The following is a 20,171-nucleotide window of genomic DNA, read 5'->3' on the forward strand; positions in this document are numbered from 1 at the left end:
TTGATCGCAAGTCAGAAGGCATCATTCCCGCGCGTGATGACACGTCCGGTCAACGCGAGAAGAAAAAGGAAAGTTTTTTTTGGGGGCAGCGAGCTTCGCGAATGCGGCGTTACGTTGGCACTAGCCGGACTGTCTCATTGTGTGAGCCGAACTCGCTAGCGTCGGGCCGCCGCTCGGTAAAACGTTGGCAAAATGAGGCCCGCGGCTAGCGCCGTCGGCTCACAAATACAGGAAAAACGACATCATAGGACAGCGAAACAGATGGGTGCTTTTGTAGCGGAGCAGCAGGCTCTATTCGCTATCTTCTTCGGCGGGCGGTGCACTTTCGATGTGCCCCCCAACGCTCAAGACGTTTAGTTCGTCGGTCAATCGTTGGCGAAGTTCTGCCACGCCGGGGAATCCCATGTGAACCGACTCAATGACACCCGATTTTCCGATGACAACCGTTTGCGGAATCGCATCAGCCCGGAACGCATCGGCAATCTTCCCCTTAGGGTCCATCACTACGTCCAGTGCGCTGTCCTGTTTTTCGATGAAGCTCTTCACTAACTTTAGATCTTCACTGACGTTCACGGCGAGAAAGACGACATCCTTGTCCGCGAATTCACTTGTGACCTCGGTCAACACCGGCATTGCGGCAACACAGGGGGCGCACCACGTTGCCCAAAAATCGAGCACGACAACCTTGTCTTTCAATGAGTCGCGTGAAACCGATTCGCCCGCGAGTGTTTCTCCGCTGAATTTCGGTGCTTTCTTACCTAACAATGGATGTTTCGCGACCGCACCTGACACCGAATTGACGTAATCGTCAAGCGACTTGTATTCCGTCGCGTCCTTCGCCGGGCGAAACGCGAACAACGCATCACTGACCTCACCGGTCATGCGCCACGACAGAAAATCGAATTGAATTTGATACTTGAATCCTTGTGGTACTTGGACCTGCTTTGTTGCTCTCAACATCGCGGTCAAATCAACAAGCAAACGCAATGGCTTCGTCACATCCTCTTCGCTCAACCACAAATCCCAGCTGACGGCATCGTTCTGAGTACCATGGATCTGGACCGAGGGAACGCGACCGCGAAACTTGCCGCGATTGACGATCTCGACTGTTTTCATTCCGCCCAGGAAACTTAACGATGGGTCCACGCCGGCGAGCGACAACGCCATCACAGGTTCGGGATAGGCCCCCATCGCTACAGGCAATTCCACCACCGCTTGCTGCAGGTCGAGCGTGTCATCAATTCGGTAGTAGGCCTCCGGCGAAAGCGCCACCACCATTTCTTCGCCATCACAATAGATCCGCGTTCGCTGATCAGGCTCTTTCAAATAGATGGTGAACTTGTTGGGATGTTTCGATGCAATCTGATACGTCGCCTTGCGAGACTCGACCACCTTGCCTTGGACAATCGACTCGGTCAACATCTCGACGGTCACCCGAGAAATATCGGCCTTGTTGATCGAGGCAAAAAAAGGCTCGAGCACATCACGTACGTCATCGCTAAGCACAAACGCAGGTGGCTCCGACGGGGCCGCATCCGTACTGGAATCCTCTGCGGCTGCGGCTGCTTTGGTGTCATCCTCTGCCCAGGCGACAACAGGACTGATCAACAAGAGAATCAGAAAAAGACGAGCAACCATGTCAAACAGCTCCAAAAATCATGCGTTAAGCGAACGCTCGCATGATAAAGCGATTGACGTGCGGTGACTACACACGGGGAGTGACGAGGCCACCAGAATTGTAGCCATCCGCGGATGGTGGCTGCGGTTTTGATCGCTAAACCAAAAAATGGAGCTACGACAAAACGCTAGAAAGTATCGGGGTAAATCACAAGTTCGATACGGCGATTCGCGGCACGACCGGCCGCGGTCGTGTTAGGCTGGCGAGGATTGTTGGCGCCTTGAGCCACGGTGAACAACTGGTTCGGCGGCATTCCGGCACGTCGGGTCAACAACTCGAGCACACCTGCTGCCTGGCCTGCCGCCAATTGGTGACTGGTGGCAACTTGGCCTCCGTAAAGTGGCGAATCATCGGTATAGCCTTCGACGCCGATCCGTTGCCGAGGGAACAAACTGCGAAGCTGTGCCGCGATCGGATCAAGGGTCATCGATGCTTGCGGCAACATTTGATTGGTGCCAGGTTGGAACAACTGGTCGGCGGGGACCACGATGCGAATAACTTCGCCATTTTGCTCAACAGGAATGCCCCCAAGATTCAGTCGGCTGGCGGCTTGGAGCAAATTGGTATTGGCTTGAATCGAAGCCCCACCTCGCTTTTGAGTGGATGCCTGGAAACCACGGACGCGGTTTTCGGCGTCAGTGGCTGCGATCGCGGTCGACTCTAATTTTGAACTGGTATCGGACAATTGCTTGCGAACCAAATCAAGCTCATCGCGATAGACTAGCGACTGTTGTTCACTCTGAGCCAATTGGGTGTGCAATTGGCGATTGTTGTCGTCGAGCAACTGAACGCGTCGATTCAGTTCGGCAATTCTTGCCTGATTCGGGTCGACGGAGGCGGAAACGCCCCCGGGGGCATTCCAAACACCGCCTGCAGAAGAGGCGAGGTAGGGATTTTGGCTACAGCCGAGCGCACCCAACATTGCAACGACGAGCAGTAACCCGCTCGATTGCTTTGCGATGGTGGAATGATCATTGGTCAAAAACATTGCTCTTCCTGTGCTGTAAGGCGAAAGCCGCCTAACCCCTTATAGTGCGAACACTAAAAGCAGCCGCCAGCTCGTGGCAAGAGCAATTTTTCTTCGCTGCTGCGATTTTTGGAGAGACGAGCAAGATCAGCGTTAGGCTTTTGGCTGGTCTCGACTCGCACAATGCAGCGCTCCGAGCCCCCAAATCAGATCCTGGCAATCAATCGATTCGACATTAGCCCCGCAGGCCAATTCACGAATCACCGAGATTGCGTGCTCATCGGCTGCGGTTTGCCCAAAGGTAGGAACTAGCAAACGATCACGGCCCAGCATCAGGAAATTGCAATAGCTTTCGGGCACACGTTGGCCGTCAATTTCACGCTTTGCAGGAATCGGCAAGCGATGCACGCTGACTTTCGGGTCGGTCGAATTTCCCCACAACCGCAGTTGACGATAATTATCTTCGAGCGGCTTGTGGTTAGGATCGTTTTCATCGTCACAAACGGCAACAACGATGTTGGTGGGATCGAGGAAGCGAGCCAATTGATCGATATGACCATCGGTATCGTCGCCAATCAAGCCGCCGCCGCTGAGCCAGAGAATCTCAGTGACTCCCATCTGAGCATGCAATTCTTGGGAAATCTGATCGCTGGACCAACCTGGGTTCCTCGTCGACGTGACCAAACATTCGGGTGTGGTCAACAGTCGGCCTTGGCCATCGGTCTCCAGCGCCCCACCCTCGAGGCACAGCTTGCTGCGAATTCGGGGGATGCCGACTTTGTCACATATCAAGGATGCCGCAGCGTCATCGGCGTCCCAAGGCGGGTATTTACCGCCCCAGGCGTTGTATCGCCAATCGACCCCGATTAACCCGCCATTTTCGCTGTCATGGACAAAAGTGGGCCCATAATCGCGGATCCAAGAGTCATTCGTAGCGGCAACGACGATCTCGATATTGCCTTTTTTTGGCAGCGCCGCCTCTGCGTCACCCGCCAAAGATTGGGGAACCAGGATCCGAACCCGTGTCGACTCGGCCATCTGGGTGGCCCATTTGGCAAAAAACGAAGGCATGCGGTCGATTCGACCAGGCCAAGTTTCCTGGCTGTGCGGCCATGCCAGCCAAACCGCCTCTTGAGGCTCCCACTCCGCTGGCGTACGACGACTCAAGCCGCTACTCCACCTGAATTTTTGTTCACGAGCTAGCAAAGAGGCCTACTCGAACTTGATTTCTTCTTTGACTTTTTGAATAAAGTGGGGGGATTTTCCGCCCTTACTAAGCTCGACGGCTCGTTTTTCGGCATCTTTTTTCTGGTCAAACTCAAAAACGGCCACACGCTTGAGATTCTGGCTGAAGACTCCCCAGTAAAGCTTCAGTCGAACATCTTCGGCTTGCTTTTTCTTGGATTTTCGAGTCGAGGCCTTTTTCTTGCTGGCTCTATTCTTGGCCGTGGCCAGTTTTTCTGCAGCTTCTGCCTCTGCAGCTTTCGCTTTACGACTGACGACCTTTCGGGCCATGTGAAGAATGAGGGGTATCGAGGAACGAATTAAATGTCATTTGAGCCGCATAGCGTAACGGTAAAGTGGCGAGTTGTCACCGGGGCAGCGGACCACGGAAAAAAAATGCTCCTCCCCTAGTTCCGTCGCAAAGTATCGCTGTTCATTTCATCGAATCTCGCGTATGCTAATTGTTTGTGTCTGGGGTGATCATCCAAGGGTATGGTCAAGACTTCACGACATTTGTCCCCACACAATCACTTTTCTACCGTTTACGGAGAGTCAACACGATGCAGGTTAGCGTCTCGACGCGTCACGGGAGTCTTCAACCTGGCGATCAGCAACTCATTGTTGAGAAGACCGAAAAGCTGCGAAGACTATTTGATCGAATCAACGCGATCGAGGTCACCGTTGACTTAGAGCATTTGGACAAACCCACAGTGGAAATCCGAGTCTCCGCCGAACATGCGGACGACAGCGTTGCAACTGCCGAGTCGACGACCGTAATCGCGGCGTTGGATTCAGCGATACCGAAAGTAGAGCAGCAACTGCGAAGACTAAAAGAGAAAAAAACCGGGCACCGCGCCACCGGGCACAAGCATATCGACACAACAATTGACATGGACGAAGACTGATCGATTGGCCGAAAGCGTCGGCACTCGTCAGTTTCTCGAAAAGCCAATCCAGAAAGGGGTCTGATCCTTTCCGGTGAGGCAGAAAAACCAACGACAACGACTCGCCTCCAAAGGGTCAGACCCCTTTTCGGATAGGCTCTGAGCTGCGATCAACATCGAACATTCAGAACGCAATGTTTTTGATGGCTCGATCCCAGATACATTTTATTATTTGATTTCACAAAGGAATCACATCCTCATGAAGTTTGCAGACTTTATCAGCACCAAAGCCATTCGCGCGGACTTGAAGGCCGTGTCGAAGGAAGAGGTCATTCAGGAACTTGTCCAGTCACTACTGGACTCAGGGCAGATCGACGCGGACCAGCAGCAAGACATCATTTCCGCGATCATGAAGCGAGAAGAGCTTGGCAGCACTGGAATCGGACGGGGCGTCGCTGTTCCGCACACGAAACATCCCAGCGTCCAAAAACTAGTAGGCACGGTAGGCGTCAGCGTAGAAGGAGTCGATTTCGACTCCCTCGATGGCGAACGCGTGCAGCTATTCTTTTTGCTGATCAGCCCTCCGGAACGCCCTGGCGATCACCTTCGTGCACTGGAAAACATTTCTCGCCAACTCCGCGACGAAAACTTCTGTCGATTCCTGAAGCAGAGCAAAACTCCAGAAGATATCAGCCAACTGCTACAAGAAGCGGATGACAACCAGTTCGTATCTGGCTAATGAATACATCCCCATTAACTCGAATCGTTGTCGTCAAGAACCCTCAAGGGTTGCACGCACGTCCCGCCGATATGCTTGTTCGTCTGGCCAGCCAGTTCGAATCGGCAATCAAGATCGGTAAGGGCGAAGAACATGTCGACTGCAAAAGCATTCTTTCGCTTCTAACACTCGGAGCTAGCCACGGCACAGAGCTGGCGCTGAGTGCGGACGGCAAAGATGCAGAAGCTGCGATTCAAGCCATTGCGGATTTGTTTGATTCTGGATTTGACGAACTAGCAAAGAATTAGCAAAGACAGTCGAGGAAGACGTCAGGCCCGTTGCGGACCCCAAATCTCAAGCAACGCCAGAGTTTCAGGCTTAACCGGCGGTAACGGATCAAAAAATCCAGAGCGATGCCGGAATTAAGCAGCAAGGGACTGAGCTTGATCTCTTCAATGATCAACCCAATTCAACCGAACATAACGATGGAGCGTCGTGAGAACGCGTTGAGAAACTTGCCGGCACATTTATTTGGCCGACAACGCTGACAAGCGGATTTGCCAAAAGCTGATTTCGCACGACAGCAGAACCCACGTTTCTTGACTTCTCGCCGACGGTTCATCGACCAACGATGGTCGAACTACAAGGCATTCCCGTCTCACCGGGCGTTGCTATCGGTCCTGCGCTCGTCATGGATGCCGATGGCTATAGAATCCCCCGGTGCCTCGTTGCCGCAGAAGATGCGGAGGGTGAATATACGCGCCTACAAACCGCCGTCGATGGGGTTTCTGCACTGCTAGAAACCAATCGCTTGGAAACATCGGCAGTCGCTGGAGTCAATACAGGCGATATCTTTGCGGCACAGTTACAAATGCTGCACGATCCGCGTTTGCATGCCGAACTGGGCCGCCGCATTCGCGAGGAACATCAATCGTCCGCGTATGCAGTTAGCCGCGTGCTGCACAATTATGCCGCCGCGCTTCGCCGACTCGACAACCCGCTACTTGCCGACCGCGCCGAAGACGTGCTGGACATCGAAAAGCAATTGCTTTTGCAATTGGGCGCCGTTTCACGCCAACCACTATCCGACCTAACCGAACCGGTCATTGTGCTTTCGCACGTTTTGACACCAAGCGAAACAGCGAGTCTGGATCGGCGTTACGTCCGTGGATTCTGCACTGAAACCGGCGGGCCTGGAGGCCATACGGCGATTGTCGCCAAGGGACTTGAACTTCCCGCCGTGGTTGGTATCGGAGCGTTCCTAGAAAACATCGGAGGCGCAGCGACGGTGATTGTCGATGGCGACCGTGGACGTGTCATCATCGATCCCGATGAAGAGACACTGAACCATTACCGTGAGCGACTTCAGCAGCGTGAATCGCTTGCCGCTCGTTTAGCGGAACTAAAGGATCTGCCTGCAGAAACCGCGGATAAGGTACGGATCCAGCTGAGTGCGAACATCGAATTCCCACACGAAACCGAGTCGTGTTTGGATCGTGGCGCTGATGGCATCGGATTGTACCGAACCGAATTCTTGTATCTGTCCAGCGCTGAAGAACCAAGCGAAGAAGACCACTACGAAGCGTATAGCCAAGTGGTCCGCGAGATGAACGGTCGCCCGGTCGTCATCCGCACACTGGACTTGGGGGCCGACAAGATGGGACAACGCCCGCTTGCCGAACAAGAACACAACCCGTTCCTTGGGCTCCGCAGCATCCGGCTGTCGCTTAAAAATCTCGATCTGTTTCGCCCCCAACTTCGTGCCGTGCTTCGCGCCGCGGTCCATGGCGATGTGCGAGTGATGTTTCCGTTAATCACGACGATTGCAGAATTGCGACAAGCTCGCATGTTACTAAACGTCGTCGCCGAGGACCTAAACGAAGCCGGTATTCCGTATCGGTCAGACATTCCGGTTGGCATGATGGTCGAGGTTCCTGCGGCGGTCATTATGCTGGACCGATTTGTCAAAGAAGTCGATTTCCTCAGCATCGGAACGAATGACCTAGCTCAATACACGTTAGCGGTGGATCGCAGTAACGAATACGTCGCCGATCTTTACCAATCTTGCGACCCCGCGGTGCTGAGATTGATCGCGAGCAGCGTTAAGGTTGCCGATGCGAACCAAACTCCGCTAGCCGTTTGCGGCGAGATGAGCAGCAACCCCGGTCGTGCGTTACTGCTGATCGGACTGGGCGTTCGCAACCTGAGCGTTCCACCGTCTTCACTACACCGGGTGAAGAAGGCGATTCGCAGCGTCACGCTAAAACAATGCGTTCAGATCGCAGAACGTGCGATGACGTTTGAAGCAGCACGCGATGTCGACCTTTATCTTCAAGACCGACTCAGCGCCTTAGCACCGGAGCTGATCGTTCACTGATGATCCGTCTGCAAGCGAATGAGTAACGTGACTGAATCCTCTGAAACAACCGAATCAACAATCGGGGAGCCAACCAATATGGCTTCGCTAAGGATTCGGTATCGCGTGCGGTTCCAAAAGACAGGACTACTGCGGTGGATCAGTCATCGCGACTTGGCAGGACTGTGGGAACGTATCGCTCGACGCGCCGCTCTAAAACTATCGATGAGCGAAGGCTTTCACCCCAAGCCTCGTATCGCGTTTCCGTCGGCCCTAGCGCTAGGAGTCGAAGGGCTCGATGAAGTCGTCGAACTTGAACTAGCGGAAAACATTTCGCCTCGCGAACTGTTCGAGCGACTTGAAAGCGACAATCAACCTGGGTTGTTTATCAACAGCGTTAGCCGCCTACCCGACGAACTTGGCAAAGGCCAACTGAAACAGAGCAAATTCTCTGTCTCGCTTCCCGAGAACGCCAACGCAGCGGCCATTCAAGACGCGATCGCCCGACTGCTCAGTCAAACGACGGTTTCAGTCGAGCGCAACAAGAAAACACTTGCGGTCAACGTCAACGAGCAAATCCTAAGCCTCGAACTTTTAAATGACCGACTGCGGTTGACGCTTGCTGCGACCGATTCTGCATCGCTGAAACCGCACGATGTGCTGGACTTACTCGGGTTCGATGACTGGATCGAAAATGGATCCCTCATGACCCGCGAACAAGTTGTTCTCGAACGCGAATTCCAATCGAACAACCCTGCCGAAGTCGCCCGCGCGGCCGACGCCAACAACAACACAACTACCGAATACTAACCCTGTCAGCGTCCATGCGAACGCAACTGATTGGTTCGCACAAAGCTGACAAAACCACCTGAAAGGTGACTTTTTATGAAGAAAGAAATGCTAATCAACGTACTGCAACCCGAGGAATGTCGGATTGCTGTGTTAGCCGATGGCCGACTCGACGAGTTGTACATCGAACGGAAAAGTGTCGAAGCATTTGCTGGGAACATCTACCGCGGCAAGATCGTCAACCTTGAACCGAGCATCCAGGCTGCGTTCGTCGACTTTGGTGTCGGACGCAATGGATTTTTACATATTAGCGACGTCGAGCCCCAATACTTCCGACAAGGTGGCTACGACCCCGAAGAAGTCATGCGTGAGTCGGACGAAATGGCGGAAGCCGCTGCCAAGCGAGCTCGCGATTCAGGCCATGGTAACAAGCACGCGTTCAAAGGCGGCCGACCTCGTGTCAAACCGCCGATCCAAGAAATTTTTCGCCGCGGCGATGAAGTCCTTGTTCAAGTCATCAAAGAAGGCATTGGCACAAAAGGACCAACGCTCAGCACCTATATCTCTATCCCCGGCCGCTACCTGGTATTGATGCCCGCACTTTGCCGCGTGGGTGTTAGCCGCAAGATCGAAGACGAGGACGATCGCAAACGACTCAAACGATGCCTGTTGTCGCTGAATCCACCCAAGGGCCTCGGATTTATCGTACGCACCGCTGGTGCGGGCCGCAGTGAAATTGAACTGCAGCGTGACATGGAATACCTGTTGCGTCTTTGGAAAGCCATCGTCCGCCGCGTCAAAACGCTTAACGAACCAGGCGTGCTGTACGAAGAAAGCGATTTGATCATCCGTACGATCCGTGACATTTACTGTGACGAAATCGACCAGATATTGATCGATGAGCCCGAGTCGTACGAGAAGGCACGTGACTTCCTGAAAATGGTCATGCCTCGCGTGGTCGATCGACTGAAGTTGTACGAAGGAAGCGAGCCACTGTTTCACAAGCACAAGCTTGAAGAAGAGATCATGATGATCAATCAACGTCAGGTGCAATTGCCCGACGGGGGTTCGATCGTGATTGATCCCACTGAAGCTCTCGTCGCGATCGACGTCAACAGTGGCAGTTTCCGCGGCAATGATTCTGCCGAAGAAAACGCCTTCCGTTTAAACTTGGCAGCTGCAAAAGAAATCGCTCGCCAATTGCGTCTGCGTGACCTTGGTGGCGTGATCGTCAACGACTTTATCGATATGCGAAAAGAAAGCTACCGACGCAAAGTCGAACGAGCGCTTCGCGATGCGATGTCGACCGACCGCGCTCGTACCAAAATTTTGCGAACCAGTCCGTTCGGTTTGATCGAGATGACTCGTCAACGCATTCGCCCGAGCTTGAAACGCAGCATCTATACCGATTGCCCATGCTGCCAAGGTCGTGGCTTGGTTAAGACCGCGGAAAGCATGTCGATCGAAGTGATCCGCATGCTGGCGCTCGCCGTTCGCAACAAACACATTGAACGAGTGACGATTCGGGTGAACGACGAAGTAGCGGCTTACTTGAACAACAAGAAGCGTCGCGACGTGATGGAAGCCGAAGACATCGGCAAGATGGCTGTACAGATTCTCGGTAGCGAAGGATTGTTCCCCGAGCACCTCGAAATGGACTGCCGCGACACTCACGGCGAACGGGTCGAAATCGATTCATAGTCAAAGCGAATTTTGAGTCATCTGAAACGCTTGAGGACCTCTGTTCTCAAGCGTTTTTTTATGGACGGTTGGTGACAACACCCTTCCGCTTCGCCCGCTTTCGTGAGCCGACGGCGTTAGCCGCGGGCCCGTTAATCTTGTAGGAAACATGCCCGCGGCTAACGCCGTCGGCTCAGGTTTGCCGCCTCAAAACCGGATTGACCTAAGGATTGCGGCACCAGAACTGGAGAAGTTCCTCAGGTCTGCCGAAAGTCTTGACGACTTCCGCTACGGCGCGGCGAGAGAATTGGCGACTTCGTCAACGACGCTCGCCCAATTGCCGATCTCCGTCTGTCGGACCAATTTCATGCTGGGGTACCACGGCGTTTTTGTGCCCTGATTGAGCCATCGCCAATCGGGAACCTTCCCCAACATCACGGTCACGTCGACGCCGAGGGCTCCGGCCAAGTGAGCAATCGATGTATCGGTGGTCACGACCCCATCTAGGTTTTGCAGAATTGCAGCGGTATCCGTGAACGCAGCGCCCACGGGGTCGATGCCCTGCGGCAAACGCACGATGGACTCAGAAAAGTCACAGTTGTCCAACTGCTCGGCGCCATAACCGAATTGCAAATTGACCAGCGAGATGCCGGCGGTCTTCGCCAGAGGCTTGAGTGACTCGAGAGACATACTTCGATAAACATCGGCATGATGATCGGGATTGCCCTGCCAATTAATTCCTATTCGGCGAGTGCGGGAACCATCCGAATTAGGCACGTTTTGCTGCATCCATTGAGCCCAAGTTTCGGTTCGCGTCGGACTCGCGGCCAAATAACCATTGCCTGCAGAAAACAGTGGGTTCGCCACCGCTAGCTGCTTGGTCTGCTGGTACCAGAAATCAACGACGTCCAAAAACGATGCCTGATAATCGATCGGCGGGACGACGGAACCATCGGGCAGCAACATATCGATCCCAGGCACCGACGAAAACAACGGCATCATCTCGGCGGCACATTGGACGTACACGGTCGCTCCGGCTTGCTTTAAAACCGACGCAACTCGAATGAACTGGATCGCATCACCTCGCCCTTGCTCGGGGTACAACAAGATAGATTTCCCGGCAAGATTTTCGCCTTGCCACACCGGGGTCGCGATTTTGGGTCGATAGGTCCCCGGCATCGCCCATCGCCAACGATACTCGTTCCAGCCGACGTCGTAATTGCCAAGCAACAAATGGATCACGCCGAGGTTGCGGTGCAGCTCCGCGTTTTTCGGATCAACACGCAATCCTTCGGCATACCATTTCAACCCCCGCTCGATCTCACCGGACCAGACCCACAACGTGCCTCGATTCTTGAGCGCCGACAGGTAACCGGGCTGCTGCTGGAGCGCCGTTGCCAACGCCTCTTCAGCATCATCGATATGGCCGAGCATTCGCAGCGAATTGCCAAGGTTATTCCAAGCAATGGGGAACTGGGGACGAATCGCCAACGCTTCGCGATAAACCGCAACAGATTGCTCAAAGTCGCGTTGATCGAAAAACGCGATCCCCAGATAGACCAACGCATCGGCATTTTTAGGGGAATGTGCGAGCACATGCCGGTAAACTTGGATTGCCTCGTCGAGCTTCCCCGCCTGATGACGCTGCCACCCCTGCTGCAATAGTTCATGGACGGTGGGCATCGTGCTTGGGTTCCTTGATGAGGCTGCAATTCGGCAAAGCGGGCACAAAAAAATGGCGATGCACTTTGGAAAGCACATCGCCATCGATTGTTAATACAAATGTATCGGCTTGACTAGTCGAGGAAGCCCACCAAATCTTGGCTTCGGCTTGGCTGCTGTAGCTTTCGCACGGCCTTGGCTTCGATTTGGCGAATACGCTCGCGGGTCACTTTGAAAATGTGTCCGACTTCTTCAAGCGTATAGCTGTAACCATCGCCGAGTCCGTAACGCAGCTTGATGATTTCGCGTTCGCGGTAGGACAACGACTTCAATACGCCGGTGATGCGGTCACGCAACATTTCTTGAGTCGCTCCGATCTGTGGGCTTTCAGCAGCACCATCGGGAAGCAAGTCACCAAACTGGCTGTCTTCGCTGTTGCCAACGGGACGATCCAACGAGATCGGGAAACGGCTCATCGTCAAAACACGACGTGCTTCTTCGACCGTTACATCGGCTCGACGTGCGGTTTCTTCGATCGTCGGTTCACGTCCGAGTTCTTGCAGCAATTGACGAGCGACGTTTCGCACGCGGCTCATCGTTTCGACCATGTGAACTGGAATACGAATGGTTCGGCTCTGATCCGCAACCGCTCGGGTGATCGCTTGACGAATCCACCAAGTCGCATAGGTACAGAACTTGAAACCACGGCGGTATTCGAACTTGTCGACAGCTCGCATCAAACCGGCGTTTCCTTCTTGGATCAAATCCAGGAAGGACAAACCGCGGTTACGATACTTCTTGGCAATCGAAACAACCAGACGAAGGTTACCTTCGCTGAGTTCACGCTTGGCTTGTTGGTACTCGGCGTACACCTTGTTGAGCATCGCAACGCGATTGCGTAGCGACGTCGGTGTTTCCTGGCACGCGGTCAGGATTTGACGTCGCTCGTGAAGCAATTTGTCTCGCACTTCGCGACCATGTTTGGTGCGTTTTTGGTCCGAGATAATGTGATCGATTTCGGTCAAACGATGCGAGAACTTTTCGAGCAAGTCGATCCGCGTCTCAATTCGCTGAGTACGCAGACCGAGCTCTTCGATCAAACGCACGGCACGACGACGGCGGCGTGCAAGCGAACGCCATGCTTCGACGCGGCGTCGTTGCGAAGCGGCTTTGCTGAGTGCCACTTTCCAATCGTGACGGTTGCGTCGCAGCAACGTTTGCAGCGTACGAAGGTTGTGTGGCAAGCGGCCAACGATCTGCTCTTTTTCCAGATGGTCAGTCACCGAGACTTGAACGGTACGGTCAAACGGCAGTTGGCCGCGATAGACCTTCTTCAAGGTCTTGTACGCTTCCACGAGAACGTAGTGGTTCTCTAACAATTTGGTGCGGAATCGGCGTCGTGTTTCTTCGATCCGCTTGGCGAGTTCAATTTCTTGCTTTCGAGTCAGCAAAGGAATCTCGCCCATTTGGGTCAAGTACATCCGAACCGGATCATCGGACCACGTTTCGGTTTCGTCACCAGCAAGCAGTTCATCGGGGCTATCGAGTTGGACTTCGCCGTCTGCAGCGGAAGCCATAGCGACGGCAGCGTCATTGTCGTCGCTGTCGTCAACAGGCAGCTTGCGAAAGCTACCTGTCACGGCTTCGGTGCTTTGGACGCTTACGTCATCAAATTCGTCCAAGAGTGTATCGAACAAAGGGGAACTCCTAGCGGAACAGTGTGAAATATTAAGGCTGAAAATTAGTTTCGTTTGGCATCAGACGAAACGAGCAATCATGCGATGGATGGCAATCGTGAAAAATTAATTATGTGCAAGTTAGCATAGCTGCGAGTTTGGCAAAGGAACTGGTGGAGGTACCCTGTGAACTTCATTTCACATTAAGTTGTTTAACGAGTTGCTTGAGAACAAAGTTGCTTCTTTAACTCTACACCACTGTGGACTCATTATTGCGACAGTACTTCAATTGGAAGGAGTTTCTAGATGAACGGATTGTTTGCATTAGACACAAAATGAGCTTTGCAGAAACGGTTCACTGGATTGATTTAAAATGAGTTGACTTGGTGGTATAACATTGACGAAGCCCCCCTAAATGGAAGGCATTGATCGGTTTAGCAACAACCCCGGGAAGGAGAAAACAAAAGAGAGGCACTCTCTTTGCTAGCCGCTTACCGAATGACTGATTGCCAGGACACACTTGCTACGAACCAACCCAAAGGTCATGCCGTAATCAAGAGTTTCCCCCGGTCCAAACACTCTCAAGCCTCATGACCTAAAACAAAGTCCTTCAGCTTTCCTTGCCTCCATGGCAACATTCGGCAAAATGACCACTCTTGTAGGTGGGATCCGATCCTTTCGGTCCACCAGGACGAACAAAACAGTTCGCTATTTATTACCGCGAGTCACCATCAGAGGTGTCCGACATGCGACTGGAGTACAGTGAGAGCGAGTCACACGTATTCTCCGTCAACAGTGGGAGCGGTAGGGGTTGGCGGTGGCGCCGTTTGCACACTTTGGATTCTAGTCAGGTTGCCTCTGTGGTCCACCCACTTCGTCTTCAAATCTTTTTCATTTGAGCTTCATGTACCAGCTTTCTTGCCCCCATTGCCAAAACATCATCCTTGTCACCCCCTCACAAGCGGGTGATTTGGTCCAATGCTCCGCCTGCGACCAATCGGTGGCCATTCCCCGACTCGGAGAGCTCAAGCAGCTGCCTAGGGACGAGTCTCAGCCAGCGGAGCTGGATCGGGTGCCCCCCTACACTGAGGCGGGTTTCACCCAAAGGTTCGGCACGGTTGCTTTGGGGTTGATTTGCACCGCAAGCCTATTGATCGCCGGTTACTGCGGCATTCGCTGGGCACTGATTGATGCCCCGTTAACCACCGAGATTCATTTGCAAGAAGTTCGTGAGGTTTATCCCACCCGAAATCCCGCTGAGCTGCTGCGAGAATATGAACAAATGGAAGAGGCCGATTTGGAACTGCCCGTCCCTTATGGCTACAAGCGAACGCAAAATTTGAAGCAAGGCTGGGGACAAAATGCGACCATCGCTGGGGGTGTCGCGATTTTGACTTTAATCGGAGCAATTATTTTTGCTTCATCGGGACGATCGCGAAGGGAGTAACCGGCAACTCCATTTTTGGAAGACACTTGGTCCAGAGAAACCAAGTCGGTCCCGGCAACGAAACGATGGGGTTGAGGAGATGGCAGGCCGGAAGCACTGCCTCGCAATGACAGGCTGGAAGCCTATCCCACATTACTCGGCCTTGCGTCGCAAGACATACACCACGTCTTCGGTAGACGCATCGACCTCAATGGGATGACTGACGTCATAACCGAAGTCGTACGTTGCGACGACTTCCCAACACTTACTCGATTGGATCAATCGGTTCATCTGCTTTGGTGTATAGCTTCGCAACACAAGTTCATCGGTGATGCGGAAACTACTGGATGGACTATGGATATCAAATCGAATGCCAAACCGCTCAATGCGGCTTTCCGTATTTCTATCATTCGTCCACATGTGCGTGCTGATCGCTAAGTGTCCGCGACGGGCCGACCATGACTCGGTTTCACTTGGCGCAACCGTGGTTGGTGTCAGATGAATACCAAGCAAATAAAGCCCGCCGGGTCGTACGACTTCGCCCATGCACTGCAGGTGCCCGCGTGCCTCGCGCTCGCTACACAGATGGCGAAAACTATTGATCGTGTTGAATGCCAGATCGCATTTCCAGGCCGTTTTGAAATCCGACATGTCGGCGACAAACGCGGATTCCCGCACTCCGTGCCGTTTAAAGCGAGCATTACAAAATTCAACGGCCTTGGGATTCAAATCGAGCCCGTCGACTCGAAACCCTTTCTTGACAAGTGCATAGAGTAGCCGCCCGGTACCACAGGCAGGCTCAAACAACCGCTTCGGCTTACGATCCATCCACTCTCTTGCGCACGCCTGAATGAACTTTACCTCCGCTGCGCAATCCGCACCAAAGACGAGATCGTAATACTTTGGATGGTCGTAAATAGATTCGTTAATCGTTTCGATCGTTAGGGACTCCCAAGCCAAGAAGGCGAGAACAATGTCATTAAAATTCGAGTTTGACTCAGTCAGATGAGGGAGCGGAGTCCAGCAAACTGATGATCAGCGGAAGCAGCTGTTTCTTGCGGCTGACCACTTCTTCGAGCTTGTAAAGGTTCTCTTCGAGCTCGGGGTAGTTGATCTCGTCCCACCCCTCGGGTTCTCGGCTCATCAACAACAAGCTGCCGTTGCTGGAGATATCCGTGACCAACAACGCTGAAAAATCGAGGTTATGGTCTTTCGCGAGGTGCTCGAGCGCCAAAACAAGCTCATCCTTGCGTTCCCAGAACAGGTCGAAGCCAATCTCTTCGATCTGCGAGATCGAAAACTTGACTCCCGCCTCTTCGAACTCTTTGCAGTCTTCGCGTACCACGCGTTCCGCTTCTCCGGATCGCAAGGCCGATCCGACTTCAAAGAACTCGGTCGCGTACGCTTCCAAATCAAGCGTACAAAACTCCTGCAGCCACTCCAGGATATCCCGGTCCACATCGGTGGTCGTTGGCGATCGCAAATACAGGGTGTCACTAATAATGCCCGACGCCATGCAGAGGGCGACCCCTGCGGAAGGCTGCAAGTTGGCTTGACGGAACAACCGAGCGACGAGAGTGCAAGTCGACCCGACCGGTTCCAAAGTAAAGCGAATGGGATTGGACGACTTAAGTGATCCGCCTAGACGATGATGGTCAAGCACCTCGGTGATGATGGCGTCCTCGGCTCCCTGCACTGCTTGCGACAATTCGTTGTGGTCGACCAATACCAACTCAGGCATCGGCGGATTCACCATGTCGCTCTTACTTAAGACTCCAAACAGTTTTCCATTGTCGAGCACCGGAAAGACGGTTTGTGCCGAACGAAAAATTTGCTGGCGTGCCGCCGCCACTGGCATCTTCGCCGATAACGAAATGAAGTCACGATCGATCACCGAATCAATCAGGCGCGCGGCCTTGATTCGCATCGTGGTCGTTGCCGTGTCATATGGGCTGATAATAACCGAGACGCCGCGGGCTTGAGCCAGGTGCAACAAGCCGCTCGACAATTCGTAGCCGCCGGCAATCACCATCGCGCGAACCCCGCGCTCGAGCGCAGGCAATTGAATCGTCGGCCGATCACCGCTGACGACCAACAACCGATCCGCCGGAAATTGGTTCATCCGCTGGGTGAACCCCTCGGCACTCATCGCCCCAACCGTCACCACGAACTCGTCGGTTCGATCGGGATCAACCGCATGTTGGAAAGTGCCGCCGAGCACCGAGGCGACCTTGGTAAGATTGCTGCAAACCTCGCGTGAATGAATCGGATCGACGCCGCCTTGAAGGACCAACTCGAGCAGTTCCAACAGCGTGACGATGCCCACGACCTCGTCGTTATTATCGATGATTGGAATCGCACGAAGTCCGTGCTCTTTCATCCGCTGATAGACTTCGTAGAACACTTCGCATTGGCGTGCGAACACCACGTCACGCTGGCAGACGTCCTCGATTTCGGGACGTACGTCCATGATGATCCGAGGCGGCGGCAACTTGGCCTTGCGAAGGGCAAACTCCGTTCGTTGATTCGGAGCCCCACAGCAGGCCGCGACAGCATCAGGACGCGTCGTTTTCTTAAGAAAATCGGCGTAGGCGATTGCACTGCAAATCGCATCCGTATCGGGATTGCGGTGCCCGAAAACATAGACAGTCATGGTTTGGCTCGAACCGCGAAACGCAGCAAAGAGTTAGAGGTTGATTCAAACATCGCGCAAGCCGCCTAAGAGGAAGGCATCCGCTGTATCGCTGCTTCGACGATGGTGTCGGGTTCGGCCATCCGCCCCTCGCCGCGAACGCGACAACTGAGCCAACCTGACTCGGGATCGACAAAATGACATCCATCACGACGCAAGGTTTCGACGTTCCGCTGGACCGACGGCTTGCTCCACATCGAAGCACTCATGGCTGGCGCTAACAAGACCGGACATTCCGCTTGCAAGTACAACGTGCTAATAAGATCGTCGGCGAGCCCCGAGGCAAACTTTGCTAAAAGATTCGCCGTTGTCGGAGCCACGATCAACAAGTCCAAATCGCGGGTCCACTCGATGTGGGCCCCTAACGGAAATCGCTCAGGATCAAATGAACCCTGAGCGACCGTTTTTCCGGAGAGCGCCGCAAACGTGGCGGCGCCGATAAACTGAGATGCCGATGAGGTCATTGCCGTACGCAGATCGTAGCCCGATTGAACGAGCCGACTGCAAACGGTCGCAGCCTTGTAGGCGGCGATTCCCCCTCCGACGGCGAGCAAAATTGCCCGCCTCTGCTTACTCATAGATCCGACGCATCCAAATCAGGACCGTCCGAAGCGGCATCCGCAGCCGCCGTCAGATCTTCGAGCGATTGGATTTCGTTATCCATGTTCAAAACGATTTTGTCTTGCATGATTTCCTGCAACACAATTGTCATCTTGTCGTGCGTGTCGACATTCACGAGCGCCCGACTGCCTTGGTTCAATTGAACCAAGCGTTTTTGAATCAGGGTGCTCAATTTAAAGCGACCACCGACCTTGTTGACGATCTCTTCTTCTTTTAGCTCTTCGAGCATGGCTGTTTTTCCTTTTGGTCTTTCAGAATTTGGCAGATTTCCGAGACGGCTCGATCGACCGACCCATTAATGATTTCGTATTGATAACGATGCATGAACTGCATCTCGCGACAGGCGGTTTCCAGCCGCGCCGCAATCGCTTCCTCGGACTCGGTCCCGCGTGTGCGAAGCCGTCGTTCGAGCTCTTCCGTCCCGCCGGGGTGAATGAACAGTGTAATCGGGGTGAATTCTTTGTGATCGAGAACTGCCAGGGCGCCTTGGACATCAATCTCCAAAATAACCCATTGGCCAGCATCCAGACCAGTGGCGACCTGTTCGTTCAGAGTCCCATACCAGTGCCCACGTCCAAAAACCTCTTTGCACTCCAGAAAATCGCCAGCTTGGCGTCGCTGTTCGAATTCTTCGTGGTCCAAGAAAAAGTAGTCCACTCCGTCCTGTTCCCCCGGTCGCGGCTTACGCGTGGTCGCGGAAATGCTCGTCTGTAACGGCAACGGACATTCGGTTTGCAAACGGCGCACAACCGTCGATTTACCCGCTCCACTCGGACCGGAGATGATGATCAGCCGACCACGTCCTTCCAAATTCATGTTTTGCCTTCGCTGGATTACTCGAGATTTTGAACCAATTCTCGCATCCGTTCGATTGCACACTTGATCTCGACCACATGCCCCGAAATTTCCGTCTGCGAGGCCTTGCTGCCAATCGTATTTGTTTCGCGCAACATTTCCTGAACGATGAACTCGAGTTTGCGACCCGAGGGCTCAGGATCGCCCGCCGCTTCGCCGTTACCACCCGCTTGATTGCTGCCGGACGCATTTCCGCAAAGCGTTTGCCCGAACAATTGCAAATGACTGCCCAGCCGCGTGATCTCTTCACTGTAGTCCACGCGATCGGCGTAGATCTGAACTTCACGCAACAGATCGATTACCGGCACTTCGATCTCGTGCTGAGCCAATACCCGCTGGATCTTTGTCTCTAAACGCTTCTGATAAGTGTCGACACTTCGCGGCCCAAGCTCGGCGATCTGATCAACATGCTGGCGGATCACATCACAATCAGCTCGCAGACTCGTCGCCATGTGAGCTCCTTCATGAGCTCGCATCTGATCCAGACTGTCCACGGCATCGCGAATCACCTGCTGAACGGCCTCCCAAACCGCAGCATTGTCGCTACGGTCCTGAGATCTTGGGACCACTACGCCAGGAAGCATAGCAAGCTGAGCCAGATCGATCGTTGCGCCATCGCCGGCAAACGAGGCTTTGGCTTTCTGTAGCTGCTCGAAATAGGCCCCCAGAACCTGTTGATCGATTTGCGGCAGTGTTTCCGAGGAAGGTCGCTTCCAAGTCACCGATAGATTCACACTGCCGCGATGGATCAATTTGCGAACCAGCGATTCGACTCGCGAATCCAACGCTGACAATGAATCACTTGATCGCAGAACGCATTTGAAACCGCGATTATTGACAGTGCGCACCTCCACCACAAACGTACCAAGATCCGTTTGCAGCGACGCATGACCTTGACCAGTCATGCTGCGAGCATTTTCAGGGATAACAGAGCTCATGCAGT

General features: G+C 53.7%; 19 protein-coding genes. 7 read left to right on the forward strand and 12 right to left on the reverse strand.

Translation table 11 applies throughout. The annotated features are described in order from the left end of the window. Positions 1–291: 291 nt before the first annotated feature. The 4 genes from SH528x_RS34975 to SH528x_RS34990 form a co-directional block, all read right to left on the reverse strand. Positions 292–1,638, reverse strand: coding sequence for a redoxin domain-containing protein (locus SH528x_RS34975; protein WP_442508043.1), 1,347 nt, complete (start codon positions 1,636–1,638; stop codon positions 292–294). Between the two features lie 167 nt (positions 1,639–1,805). Continuing rightward, positions 1,806–2,666: an OmpA/MotB family protein gene (locus SH528x_RS34980; protein ID WP_442508044.1), complete on the reverse strand. Its 861-nt coding sequence runs from the start codon at positions 2,664–2,666 to the stop codon at positions 1,806–1,808. Between the two features lie 132 nt (positions 2,667–2,798). After that, positions 2,799–3,812, reverse strand: a complete 1,014-nt coding sequence (locus SH528x_RS34985) for an agmatine deiminase family protein (RefSeq protein ID WP_442508045.1) — start codon at positions 3,810–3,812, stop codon at positions 2,799–2,801. Between the two features lie 45 nt (positions 3,813–3,857). Continuing rightward, complete coding sequence (locus SH528x_RS34990) at positions 3,858–4,160, reverse strand: hypothetical protein (RefSeq protein ID WP_442508046.1); 303 nt, start codon at positions 4,158–4,160, stop codon at positions 3,858–3,860. Positions 4,161–4,429: 269 nt separating this feature from the next. Here SH528x_RS34990 and hpf point away from each other — a divergent pair, with 269 nt between their 5' ends. The 6 genes from hpf (at position 4,430) to SH528x_RS35020 (ending at position 10,317) form a co-directional block, all read left to right on the forward strand. Beyond that, a complete protein-coding gene (gene hpf, locus SH528x_RS34995) occupies positions 4,430–4,774 on the forward strand; it encodes a ribosome hibernation-promoting factor, HPF/YfiA family (protein WP_442508047.1) in 345 nt (114 codons plus the stop codon). 238 nt (positions 4,775–5,012) lie between these two features. Further along, on the forward strand, positions 5,013–5,492 hold the full coding sequence (locus SH528x_RS35000) for a PTS sugar transporter subunit IIA (protein WP_442508048.1): 480 nt from the start codon (positions 5,013–5,015) through the stop codon (positions 5,490–5,492). Then, positions 5,492–5,779, forward strand: coding sequence for an HPr family phosphocarrier protein (locus SH528x_RS35005; protein WP_442508049.1), 288 nt, complete (start codon positions 5,492–5,494; stop codon positions 5,777–5,779). The genes SH528x_RS35000 and SH528x_RS35005 overlap by 1 nt, the downstream gene beginning before the upstream one ends. 323 nt (positions 5,780–6,102) lie before the next feature. Continuing rightward, positions 6,103–7,848: a phosphoenolpyruvate--protein phosphotransferase gene (gene ptsP / locus SH528x_RS35010; RefSeq protein ID WP_442508050.1), complete on the forward strand. Its 1,746-nt coding sequence runs from the start codon at positions 6,103–6,105 to the stop codon at positions 7,846–7,848. 18 nt (positions 7,849–7,866) lie between these two features. Then, positions 7,867–8,637 (forward strand): TIGR03936 family radical SAM-associated protein, encoded by a 771-nt coding sequence (locus tag SH528x_RS35015; RefSeq protein ID WP_442508051.1) that lies wholly within the window; start codon positions 7,867–7,869, stop codon positions 8,635–8,637. A gap of 75 nt (positions 8,638–8,712) precedes the next feature. Next, positions 8,713–10,317 carry an Rne/Rng family ribonuclease gene (locus SH528x_RS35020; RefSeq protein WP_442508052.1) on the forward strand — a complete coding sequence of 535 codons (1,605 nt, stop codon included), beginning with the start codon at positions 8,713–8,715 and terminating at the stop codon, positions 10,315–10,317. 267 nt (positions 10,318–10,584) lie between these two features. Here SH528x_RS35020 and SH528x_RS35025 read toward each other — a convergent pair whose 3' ends face one another. Continuing rightward, positions 10,585–11,979 (reverse strand): tetratricopeptide repeat protein, encoded by a 1,395-nt coding sequence (locus SH528x_RS35025; protein ID WP_442508053.1) that lies wholly within the window; start codon positions 11,977–11,979, stop codon positions 10,585–10,587. A gap of 113 nt (positions 11,980–12,092) precedes the next feature. Next, positions 12,093–13,655: a sigma-70 family RNA polymerase sigma factor gene (locus tag SH528x_RS35030; protein ID WP_442508054.1), complete on the reverse strand. Its 1,563-nt coding sequence runs from the start codon at positions 13,653–13,655 to the stop codon at positions 12,093–12,095. Positions 13,656–14,706: 1,051 nt separating this feature from the next. Here SH528x_RS35030 and SH528x_RS35035 point away from each other — a divergent pair. Beyond that, positions 14,707–15,081, forward strand: a complete 375-nt coding sequence (locus SH528x_RS35035; RefSeq protein ID WP_442508055.1) for a hypothetical protein — start codon at positions 14,707–14,709, stop codon at positions 15,079–15,081. Between the two features lie 132 nt (positions 15,082–15,213). Here the strand turns inward: SH528x_RS35035 and SH528x_RS35040 are convergent, their stop codons facing one another. The 6 genes from SH528x_RS35040 to SH528x_RS35065 all read right to left on the reverse strand — a co-directional run bounded on the left by SH528x_RS35040 (position 15,214) and on the right by SH528x_RS35065 (position 20,166). Beyond that, complete coding sequence (locus SH528x_RS35040; RefSeq protein ID WP_442508056.1) at positions 15,214–15,888, reverse strand: class I SAM-dependent methyltransferase; 675 nt, start codon at positions 15,886–15,888, stop codon at positions 15,214–15,216. 169 nt (positions 15,889–16,057) lie between these two features. Continuing rightward, on the reverse strand, positions 16,058–17,713 hold the full coding sequence (locus SH528x_RS35045) for a putative manganese-dependent inorganic diphosphatase (RefSeq protein ID WP_442508057.1): 1,656 nt from the start codon (positions 17,711–17,713) through the stop codon (positions 16,058–16,060). Between the two features lie 65 nt (positions 17,714–17,778). After that, positions 17,779–18,330: a flavoprotein gene (locus SH528x_RS35050; protein ID WP_442508058.1), complete on the reverse strand. Its 552-nt coding sequence runs from the start codon at positions 18,328–18,330 to the stop codon at positions 17,779–17,781. Then, positions 18,327–18,602 carry a DNA-directed RNA polymerase subunit omega gene (locus SH528x_RS35055; protein ID WP_339938314.1) on the reverse strand — a complete coding sequence of 92 codons (276 nt, stop codon included), beginning with the start codon at positions 18,600–18,602 and terminating at the stop codon, positions 18,327–18,329. Before SH528x_RS35055 ends, SH528x_RS35050 begins: the two co-directional genes overlap by 4 nt. Further along, positions 18,587–19,189, reverse strand: coding sequence for a guanylate kinase (gmk, locus tag SH528x_RS35060; RefSeq protein ID WP_442508059.1), 603 nt, complete (start codon positions 19,187–19,189; stop codon positions 18,587–18,589). Before gmk ends, SH528x_RS35055 begins: the two co-directional genes overlap by 16 nt. Positions 19,190–19,206: 17 nt before the next feature. Continuing rightward, a complete protein-coding gene (locus SH528x_RS35065) occupies positions 19,207–20,166 on the reverse strand; it encodes a YicC family protein (protein ID WP_442508060.1) in 960 nt (319 codons plus the stop codon). Positions 20,167–20,171: the final 5 nt, after the last annotated feature.

It is taken from the genome of Novipirellula methanifontis, assembly GCF_052161655.1.
Taxonomy (GTDB): domain Bacteria; phylum Planctomycetota; class Planctomycetia; order Pirellulales; family Pirellulaceae; genus Novipirellula.

Excerpts from the sequence above, each read along its gene's own strand:
- SH528x_RS34975 (WP_442508043.1), bottom strand. The coding sequence starts at position 1,638 with ATGGTTGCTCGTCTTTTTCTGATTCTCTTGTTGATCAGTCCTGTTGTC.
- SH528x_RS34980 (WP_442508044.1), bottom strand. The coding sequence starts at position 2,666 with ATGTTTTTGACCAATGATCATTCCACCATCGCAAAGCAATCGAGCGGG.
- SH528x_RS34990 (WP_442508046.1), bottom strand. The coding sequence starts at position 4,160 with ATGGCCCGAAAGGTCGTCAGTCGTAAAGCGAAAGCTGCAGAGGCAGAA.
- hpf (WP_442508047.1), top strand. The coding sequence starts at position 4,430 with ATGCAGGTTAGCGTCTCGACGCGTCACGGGAGTCTTCAACCTGGCGAT.
- SH528x_RS35000 (WP_442508048.1), top strand. The coding sequence starts at position 5,013 with ATGAAGTTTGCAGACTTTATCAGCACCAAAGCCATTCGCGCGGACTTG.
- SH528x_RS35005 (WP_442508049.1), top strand. The coding sequence starts at position 5,492 with ATGAATACATCCCCATTAACTCGAATCGTTGTCGTCAAGAACCCTCAA.
- ptsP (WP_442508050.1), top strand. The coding sequence starts at position 6,103 with ATGGTCGAACTACAAGGCATTCCCGTCTCACCGGGCGTTGCTATCGGT.
- SH528x_RS35015 (WP_442508051.1), top strand. The coding sequence starts at position 7,867 with ATGAGTAACGTGACTGAATCCTCTGAAACAACCGAATCAACAATCGGG.
- SH528x_RS35020 (WP_442508052.1), top strand. The coding sequence starts at position 8,713 with ATGAAGAAAGAAATGCTAATCAACGTACTGCAACCCGAGGAATGTCGG.
- SH528x_RS35025 (WP_442508053.1), bottom strand. The coding sequence starts at position 11,979 with ATGCCCACCGTCCATGAACTATTGCAGCAGGGGTGGCAGCGTCATCAG.
- SH528x_RS35040 (WP_442508056.1), bottom strand. The coding sequence starts at position 15,888 with ATGGATCGTAAGCCGAAGCGGTTGTTTGAGCCTGCCTGTGGTACCGGG.
- SH528x_RS35045 (WP_442508057.1), bottom strand. The coding sequence starts at position 17,713 with ATGACTGTCTATGTTTTCGGGCACCGCAATCCCGATACGGATGCGATT.
- SH528x_RS35050 (WP_442508058.1), bottom strand. The coding sequence starts at position 18,330 with ATGAGTAAGCAGAGGCGGGCAATTTTGCTCGCCGTCGGAGGGGGAATC.
- SH528x_RS35055 (WP_339938314.1), bottom strand. The coding sequence starts at position 18,602 with ATGCTCGAAGAGCTAAAAGAAGAAGAGATCGTCAACAAGGTCGGTGGT.
- gmk (WP_442508059.1), bottom strand. The coding sequence starts at position 19,189 with ATGAATTTGGAAGGACGTGGTCGGCTGATCATCATCTCCGGTCCGAGT.
- SH528x_RS35065 (WP_442508060.1), bottom strand. The coding sequence starts at position 20,166 with ATGAGCTCTGTTATCCCTGAAAATGCTCGCAGCATGACTGGTCAAGGT.